This is a genomic window from Aeromicrobium sp. PFPM2_SD2 (assembly GCF_057364525.1).
Map to the genome: position 1 here is coordinate 1 of NZ_JBNFNZ010000071.1, position 7,675 is coordinate 7,675.

General features: G+C 71.7%; 9 protein-coding genes and 2 pseudogenes. 1 reads left to right on the plus strand and 10 read right to left on the minus strand.

The features are described from left to right. Window positions 1-87: 87 nt before the first annotated feature. The 7 genes from lepB to rpsP form a co-directional block, all read right to left on the minus strand. Window positions 88-762: a signal peptidase I gene (gene lepB / locus AC2W7G_RS05570; protein WP_485867562.1), complete on the minus strand. Its 675-nt coding sequence runs from the start codon at window positions 760-762 to the stop codon at window positions 88-90. A gap of 36 nt (window positions 763-798) precedes the next feature. Then, entirely contained in the window at window positions 799-1,149 is a 351-nt protein-coding gene (gene rplS, locus AC2W7G_RS05575; protein ID WP_485867563.1) for a 50S ribosomal protein L19, read from the minus strand. A 210-nt stretch (window positions 1,150-1,359) separates the two neighbouring features. Continuing rightward, window positions 1,360-2,577: an ammonium transporter gene (locus tag AC2W7G_RS05580; protein ID WP_485867564.1), complete on the minus strand. Its 1,218-nt coding sequence runs from the start codon at window positions 2,575-2,577 to the stop codon at window positions 1,360-1,362. Between the two features lie 138 nt (window positions 2,578-2,715). Next, the gene (gene trmD, locus AC2W7G_RS05585; RefSeq protein ID WP_485867565.1) at window positions 2,716-3,411 is read right to left on the minus strand and encodes a tRNA (guanosine(37)-N1)-methyltransferase TrmD; all 696 of its coding nucleotides are present in this window, start codon (window positions 3,409-3,411) and stop codon (window positions 2,716-2,718) included. Window position 3,412: 1 nt separating this feature from the next. Next, window positions 3,413-3,940, minus strand: coding sequence for a ribosome maturation factor RimM (gene rimM, locus AC2W7G_RS05590; RefSeq protein WP_485867566.1), 528 nt, complete (start codon window positions 3,938-3,940; stop codon window positions 3,413-3,415). Window positions 3,941-3,944: 4 nt separating this feature from the next. Next, entirely contained in the window at window positions 3,945-4,196 is a 252-nt protein-coding gene (locus AC2W7G_RS05595) for an RNA-binding protein (RefSeq protein WP_485867567.1), read from the minus strand. 2 nt (window positions 4,197-4,198) lie between these two features. Beyond that, the gene (gene rpsP, locus AC2W7G_RS05600) at window positions 4,199-4,666 is read right to left on the minus strand and encodes a 30S ribosomal protein S16 (protein WP_485867568.1); all 468 of its coding nucleotides are present in this window, start codon (window positions 4,664-4,666) and stop codon (window positions 4,199-4,201) included. A gap of 296 nt (window positions 4,667-4,962) precedes the next feature. Here rpsP and AC2W7G_RS05605 point away from each other — a divergent pair, with 296 nt between their 5' ends. After that, complete coding sequence (locus AC2W7G_RS05605; RefSeq protein WP_485867569.1) at window positions 4,963-5,211, plus strand: hypothetical protein; 249 nt, start codon at window positions 4,963-4,965, stop codon at window positions 5,209-5,211. Between the two features lie 64 nt (window positions 5,212-5,275). Here AC2W7G_RS05605 and AC2W7G_RS05610 read toward each other — a convergent pair. The 3 genes and pseudogenes from AC2W7G_RS05610 to AC2W7G_RS05620 all read right to left on the minus strand — a co-directional run. Further along, a pseudogene (locus AC2W7G_RS05610) lies at window positions 5,276-6,660 on the minus strand (GntP family permease). Then, window positions 6,657-7,166, minus strand: coding sequence for a gluconokinase (locus tag AC2W7G_RS05615; RefSeq protein WP_485867570.1), 510 nt, complete (start codon window positions 7,164-7,166; stop codon window positions 6,657-6,659). The pseudogene AC2W7G_RS05610 and the gene AC2W7G_RS05615 overlap by 4 nt, the downstream one beginning before the upstream one ends. A 28-nt stretch (window positions 7,167-7,194) precedes the next feature. After that, window positions 7,195-7,675: pseudogene (locus tag AC2W7G_RS05620) on the minus strand (MBL fold metallo-hydrolase); the annotation flags it as partial.

Below are 7,675 nucleotides of genomic sequence, written 5' to 3' on the forward strand. Positions count from 1 at the left end.
CTCCCCGCAGCATGCGGCGCTCGACGCGCAGGGTCGGGGGCGGCCCGTGCGGGGGACGTCCGCGCCGGGGGGCCTCGACCGTGGCGGTCACGGCTTCGGGTCCGCCACGTCGTCGAAGGCGTGCGTGCCCTTGACCAGGCCGAAGCGGTCGAAGGGCCAGACGCGCAGCCAGGCCTTGCCGACGACGTCGGAGACGGGCACGAAGCCGCCGCCGGGGTCGCCGAGGTGGGCGCGGGAGTCCGCGGAGTTGTCGCGGTTGTCGCCCATGACCCAGAGGTAGCCCTTGGGCACCTTCTTCTCGAACGGCTGGTCGGCCGTCACCGAGGGGTCGAGCGGGTACTTCTCGGTGACCGCCGTGCCGTTGACCGTGAGCCGGCCGTCGTCGGTGCAGCAGCGGACGGTGTCGCCGCCGACGCCCACGACGCGCTTGATCAGGTGCCCGCCGGTCGGGTACAGGCCGACGACCTCGAGGGCCTTCTGGACCGGGTTCGTCGCGACGCGCGACTCGTCCTCGGCCAGCCAGCCCCCGGGGTCGTCGAAGACGACGATGTCGCCGCGCTCGGGGTCGCCGGACCAGTAGGAGACCTTCTGCACCAGCAGGCGGTCGTTCTCGACCATCGTCGGCTCCATGGAGCCGGACGGGATGTAGAACGCCTGGAGGAAGAAGGTCTTGACGACGACCGCGATCACCACCGCGGTGACCACGAGCAGGACGGTCTCCTGCCAGATCGGGAGGTGCCGCTTGTCAGCCTGCTGGGTCACGCCGCGAGCCTAGCCCGTCGCTCGTCGCGGACGAGCTCAGACGTCCCGCTTCTCCTTGATCTTCGCCGCCTTGCCGCGCAGGTTGCGCAGGTAGTACAGCTTGGCGCGACGCACGTCGCCGCGGGTCGCGACCTCGATCTTCTCAATGACCGGGGTGTGCAGCGGGAAGGTGCGCTCGACGCCGACGCCGAAGCTGACCTTGCGGACCGTGAAGGTGCGGCCGATGCCCGAGCCCTGCACCTTGATGCAGACGCCCTGGAAGACCTGGACGCGGGAGCGGTTGCCCTCGACGACCTTGACGTGGACCTTGAGGGTGTCGCCGGCGCGGAACGCGGGGACGTCCGTCCGCAGCGACTGAGCGGCAACCTGGTCGATGACGTTGGCCATGATCTTCTCTTCTCTCGCAGCAGCCGCAGGTCGGCCACGGTGGGTTCGGTGGTGCTGAGTCTGAGGTGGCGTCGTCGTGCACCGTGCCCCTGCGGCAGCGTGGTGCGACACCGAGGGTCAAGTCTGCCACACGGCGTCCGCGCCACGGTAATCGACCCGGACGCGCGAGGGCCCCGCCGGAGCGTGTCCGGCGGGGCCTCGCGGGGTGGCTCAGTCGAAGGCGTAGCCGGCGCCGTGCAGCGCCGAGTCGATGCCCGCGACCTCGTCCTCCTCCTTCACGCGGAAGCCGATGGTCTTGTCCAGGACGGTCGCGACGGCGAAGGCCACCGCGAAGGAGTAGGCCATGACGACGACGACCGGGACGACCTGGGCGATGAGCTGGTCGATGTTGCCGCCGACGAACAGGCCGGTGTCGGTCGCGAAGAAGCCCAGGTACAGGCAGCCGAGGACGCCGGCGACCAGGTGCAGGCCGACCACGTCGAGCGAGTCGTCGTAGCCGAGCTTGTACTTCAGGTCGATGGCGAACGCGCAGGCGATGCCGGCGACCAGGCCGAGGACGATCGACCAGAACGGCGTCAGGTTGGCGCACGCCGGGGTGATGGCGACGAGGCCGGCGACGACGCCGGAGGCGGCGCCGACCGCGGTGGCCTTGCCCTCCTTGAGGTGCTCGATCACGACGAAGCCGAGCAGGCCGGCCGCCGGGGCGACGATCGTGTTGAGGAAGATCAGCGCGCCCTGGCCGTTCTCGACGGCCGCGCCGGTGTTGAAGCCGAACCAGCCGAACCACAGGATCGCGGCGCCGATGAGCACGAGCGGGACGTTGTGCGGGACGGCGTCCTCCTTGGTGAAGCCCGTGACGCGCTTGCCCAGGACCAGCGCGAGGGCCAGGGCGGCCGCGCCGGCGCTGATGTGGACGACCGTGCCGCCGGCCCAGTCGATCGGGGCCGCGTCACCGACGGTGAACGTGCCGATCCAGCCGGTGAGGCCCTCGTCGTCGAAGCCCCACACCCAGCCCTGCGAGGGGAAGTAGACGAGCGTCGCCCAGATGCCGGCGAAGATCATCCACGGCAGGAAGCGGGCGCGGTCGGCGACGGCGCCCGAGATCAGGGCGGTGGTGATGACCGCGAACGTCGAGCCGAAGGCCACCGAGGCGAGGCCCTCGGGGTTGTTGGCCGCCATGTCCGACAGGGCGAAGTCCGAGAACGGGTTGGCCAGCCAGCCGTCGATCACGTCGCTGCCGTTGGAGCCCATGTTGAAGCCGTAGAGGACCCACAGCACGAAGACCAGGCCCATGGCGCCGAAGCTGAGCATCATCATCGAGACGACGCTCTTGGCCTTCACCAGGCCGCCGTAGAAGAACGCCAAGCCGGGGGTCATGAACAAGACCAGGGCTGCGCAGACCAGCAGCCAGATAGTTCCCGCTTCCATCTCAAACCTCTTCACTGGTGAACAAGGGGACGTCCACGAGTGCGTCGTTGCTCCGCGGACCTGGCGTCAGCGTGACGCGCCCCTGTTCGGCGGGGTTTGCCGTCCGGTGTCCGCGGCGTTACATGACCGGCAGAGGTGTTACGAGTCCGTTTCGCCCGCGAGGAGGTCGGGCCGGCGGTCGCGGGTGCGGGCCAGCGACTGCTCGTGGCGCCAGGCGGCGATGGCGCCGTGGTGGCCCGACAGCAGGACGTCGGGCACGTCGTGCCCGCGCCACGACGCGGGCTTGGTGTAGACGGGGTACTCGAGCAGACCGTCGTCGCCGTGGGACTCCTCGGCGAGGGACTGCGGGTTGCCCATGAAGCCCGGCACGAGCCGGACGGTGGCCTCGATCATCGCCAGCGCTGCGACCTCGCCGCCGTTGAGGACGAAGTCGCCCAGCGAGAGCTCGCGGACGCGCCAGCGGGACGCCGCGTGGTCGAGCACGCGCTGGTCGATGCCCTCGTAGCGGCCGCACGCGAACACGAGGTGCTGCTCGACGGCCAGCTCGTGGGCCACGGGCTGGGTGAAGCGGTGCCCGGACGGGGTCGGGACGACGAGCACGGCGTCGTCGGTCATGAGCGCGTCGAGCGCCTCGCCCCACGGCTCGGGCTTCATGACCATGCCCGCTCCCCCGCCGTACGGGGTGTCGTCGACCGTGCGGTGCCGGTCGTGCGTCCAGTCGCGCAGGTCGTGCGTGTGGATGCTCAGCAGGCCCGCGGCGCGGGCGCGCCCGGCCAGGGACAGATTGAGCGCGTCCAGGTAGGCGGGGAAGATCGAGACGACGTCGATGCGCACGTCAGCCCTCGTCGGTGGGGACGACGTCGGCCTCGGCCGGGTCCAGCAGGCCCGGCACGTCGGCGACCTCGACGAAGCCGCCGCGGACGTCCACGACCGGGACGATCTCGGTGACGAACGGCACGAAGACCTCGCGGCCGTCGAGCTTCACCAGCAGCAGGTCCTGCGCCGGCAGGTGCACGACCTCGGCGACGGTGCCCACGACCTCGCCGGCGCTGCGGACCTCGAGGCCCTCCAGCTGGTGGTCGTAGAACTCGTCGGGGTCCTCGGGCAGCTCGGCGGGGTCGACGTCGACCTCCAGGAGCAGCCCGCGCAGGGCCTCGGCGGCGGTGCGGTCGTCCACGCCGGTGAACCGGACGAGCAGACGACCCGAGTGGTGGCGGACCGCGACGATCGTCAGCGTCCGCGAGCCCGAGACGACCGACGAGCCCGGCGCAAACCTGCGCTCGGGCTCGTCGGTGCGGGGCTCGACGCTGACCTCGCCACGGATGCCATGGGCGCGGCCGATGCGGCCGACCACGACACGCACGTCGCTACCTCCGGCGGTCGACGTCGACGAAGTCGATGCGCGCACCGCCGCGGCCGGCGAGCGCGCCCGCGACCGTGCGGATGGCGGTGGCGGTGCGGCCCTGACGGCCGATCACCTTGCCGAGGTCGGCGGGGTTGACCCGCACCTCGAACAGCTCACCGCGCTGGGTCGACTTCGCACGCACGTCGACGTCGTCGGGGTGGTCGACGATGCCGGCCACGAGGTGCTCGATGACCTCGTCGAGCGGGGCGCCCATCGTCAGGACTCGTCCGCCGGGGTCTCGGCCTCGGCGGCCGGGGTCTCGGCGGGAGCCTCGTCAGCCTTGGCCTCGTCGGCCTTCGGCTCGTCGGCCTTCTTCTTGGCCGGCTTCTTGGCGGTGGTCGCCTCGGACTTCGGCTCGGCGTGGATCTCGCTGAGCGCCTCGTTGAACGCCTCGGCCTTGTCGCGCTTGGCCGTGGGGGTCTTGAGGGTGCTCGCACCGCCGCCCAGGTCGCCGGTGATCTTGAGGATCGCGGCGACGGCCTCGGTCGGCTGCGCGCCGACGGAGAGCCAGTGCTTCGCGCGGTCGGAGTCGACCGAGATCGTGGAGGGCTCGGTCTTGGGGTTGTACGTGCCGATCTCCTCGATCACGCGACCGTCGCGCTTGGTGCGCGAGTCGGCGACGACGATGCGGTAGTACGGAGCACGGATCTTGCCCATGCGCTTGAGGCGAATCTTGACTGCCACGGTTGTGGTGTCTCCTTGGAGCTCGAGTGTGGTGACCGCCGGGACCGTGTGGGGACGCGGACCCGGGGAAGGTCGTGGGACCGGCAGGCACGGGCTGAGAGGGTCCCGTGCCCCGCGGACACAAGGGATCATTCTGCCAGACCGGCCCGGAGGTCTCCAACCCGGCGCGCGGCGGGGCCCGTTCGCGGGCACGCCACCGGAGTACCCCGATCGCATCCCGCCCGGACGCGGGCGTGGACCACTCGGTGACCGGCACGGCCACCTCGACCCGAGGAGCGAGCATGGCAGGACCACGCATGACCGACGACAGCCTCAAGGTACGGCAGCTCGGCCACTACCAGTTCAGCTGGACGGCCGGCGAGTCCGGCGGGCCCGGGCTGTGGACGCTGCAGCTGGTGCTGGACGAGGGCGCCTGGGAGGAGGTCCTCACCCTGACGGCCGACGACGCCGACAACCTGCAGGACACCCTCGCGAACACCGACAAGGTGTTCTACGACGTCGAGCGCCGGGTGCTGATGTTCGGGGTCACGAAGACCGGCAGCTGACGGTCCCGCGGCCGGCGCGCGGTGCGTCCCTCGCCGGGCGCGCCGCGCGAGCGGTCCGTGCCGGCTAGACGACGAGGTCGGCCAGCAGGACGACGACGAGGCCGGTCACCGACAGCACGGTCTCCATGAGCGACCAGGTCTTGATGGTCTGGGGCACGTCCATGCGGAAGTACTCCTTGACCAGCCAGAACCCGGCGTCGTTGACGTGCGAGAAGAACACCGAGCCGGCGCCGATGGCGAGCACGAGCAGCGACGTCTCGACCGACGACAGGTCCTGGGCGATCGGCTGCATGATGCCGGCGGCGGTGACGGTGGCCACCGTCGCCGAGCCCGTGGCGAGGCGGATGCCGACCGCGACCAGCCAGGCCAGGACGAGGACGGAGAAGCCCGAGTCCTTGACCCAGTCGGCGACCACCTGCGCGATGCCGGTGTCGATGAGCGTCTGCTTGAAGCCGCCGCCCGCGCCGACGATGAGGATGATGCCGGCCACGCCGGGCAGCGAGTTCTCGACGACCTTCATGACCTCGGGCCGGGTCATGCGCGCGCCGCGGCCGAAGACGACCATCGCGACGAGCACCGAGAGCAGCAGCGCGATGGTGGGCGTGCCGAGGAAGTCGAGCGCCTTGCGGACCCAGCCGGACGCCTCGAGCACGTCGGCGATCGCCTTGGCCATCATCAGCACGATCGGCAGCAGGATCGTCGCGACCGTCGCACCGAACGACGGACGCGCCCCGTGCTCGGGCACGTTGGTGCGCTCGAACGTCGTCGGGGCGGGCAGGTGGACCCAGCGGGCGGCGAGCATGCCGAACAGCGGGCCGGCGACCACGATGGTCGGGAGCGCGACGAGGATGCCCAGGCCCAGCGTGAGGCCGAGGTCGGCGCGACGTTGTCGATGGCGGCCAGCGGACCGGGGTGCGGCGGCACGAAGGCGTGCATGGCCGACAGGCCGGCCAGCGCCGGGATGCCCAGCGCGACGACGTTCTGCTCGGCGCGCCTGGCGACGAGGAAGACGACCGGCAGCAGCAGGACCAGGCCGATCTCGAAGAACATCGGCAGGCCGATGAGCGCACCGATGCCGGCCATCGCCCACGGGAGCACGCGCGGGCTCGAGCGTCCGACGATGGCGTCCACGACGGCGTCCGCTCCCCCGGAGTCGGCGAGCAGCTTGCCGAACATCGCGCCGAGCGCGATGAGGATGCCGACGCCGGCCGCCGTGTCGCCGAAGCCGTTGCTGAACGACGTCACGACGTCGGTCATCGGCAGGGTCGCGACGGCGCCCACCACCAGCGAGCCGATGGTCAGGCCGAGGAACGGGTGCAGCTTGACCCAGGTGATGAGCAGGACGATGACGGCGATGCCCAGCAGCGCGGCGGTGACGAGCTGGCTGTCGCCGGCGACGGGCTCGACCGCGTCGGTCGCGGCGGGCAGGACGAGCGAGGGGACGGTCATCGGGAGGTCTCCAGTCCGGCGTCGGCGAGGAAGTGGCGGGCGATCTCGTCCGGCGGCGGCGTGATGTCGTACACCCAGCCGCGCTCGCCGTCGCCGAGCGGCTCGAGGGTGCGCTCCTGGGACTCCAGCAGCGAGACCGGCATGAAGTGCTCACGGTGCGCCATGCGGTCGGCGATGAGGTCGTGGTCGCCCACCAGGTGCAGGAACAGCACGCTCGGCGCCGCGTCGCGCAGCACGTCGCGGTAGGAGCGCTTGAGCGCGGAGCAGCTGATCACTCCCCCGACGTCGGACCGGTCGGCGAGCCACTGCCCGACGGAGCGCAGCCAGGGCCAGCGGTCCTCGTCGTCCAGCGGGACGCCCGCGGACATCTTGTCGATGTTGGCCTGCGGGTGGTGGTCGTCGCCGTCGGCGTACGCGACGTCGAGGAGGTCGGCCACCTCGTGGCCCACCGCCGACTTGCCGACGCCGGAGATGCCCATGACGACCACGAGCGGTGCGTTCCCCATGCGGCGACCGTACTAGCGCGCCGGACCGCTACCGACGCCCGGGCACGGCGAGCCGCTCGCCGTCGTTCCCGGCGCGGGCGCCCAGGGCCCCGAGCGCGACGGCCAGCTCCGGCTCGGGCGGGTTGTGGTGACCGAGGTGGACGGCGCGCACCTGCGTCCGCTCGTCGACCGCGCCGGACGCCCGCAGCCGGTCCAGCACCGTGCCGAACGTGCCCAGGTGCAGGTGGCCGTCGCCGAGGTCCGTGTGCACGCCGTGGGTCTGCTCCAGCAGGACGGCGTCGTACCGGGCACCGGCCACCGCGGCGTACCAGTCGTCCGGCCACGGTCCGGTGTCGCAGGCCCACAGCAGGCGGGCGCCGTCCGGTCCGGTCACGTCGTAGAGCACCGCGTCGCCGTCGGCCATGACCCGGTGGGCCGCGGGCAGCACGCGGACCCGGTGCCCGCCGAGCGTCAGGTCGTCCCCCGCCGCGACCGGGACCAGCCGCACCGGGTCGTCCGGGCCGAGCCAG

Bases quoted from the DNA above. Each gene is read 5' to 3' on its own strand.
- AC2W7G_RS05595 (WP_485867567.1), bottom strand. From the start codon at position 4,196: ATGGGCGCCCCGCTCGACGAGGTCATCGAGCACCTCGTGGCCGGCATC.
- AC2W7G_RS05580 (WP_485867564.1), bottom strand. From the start codon at position 2,577: ATGGAAGCGGGAACTATCTGGCTGCTGGTCTGCGCAGCCCTGGTCTTG.
- AC2W7G_RS05615 (WP_485867570.1), bottom strand. From the start codon at position 7,166: ATGGGGAACGCACCGCTCGTGGTCGTCATGGGCATCTCCGGCGTCGGC.
- rplS (WP_485867563.1), bottom strand. From the start codon at position 1,149: ATGGCCAACGTCATCGACCAGGTTGCCGCTCAGTCGCTGCGGACGGAC.
- AC2W7G_RS05605 (WP_485867569.1), top strand. From the start codon at position 4,963: ATGACCGACGACAGCCTCAAGGTACGGCAGCTCGGCCACTACCAGTTC.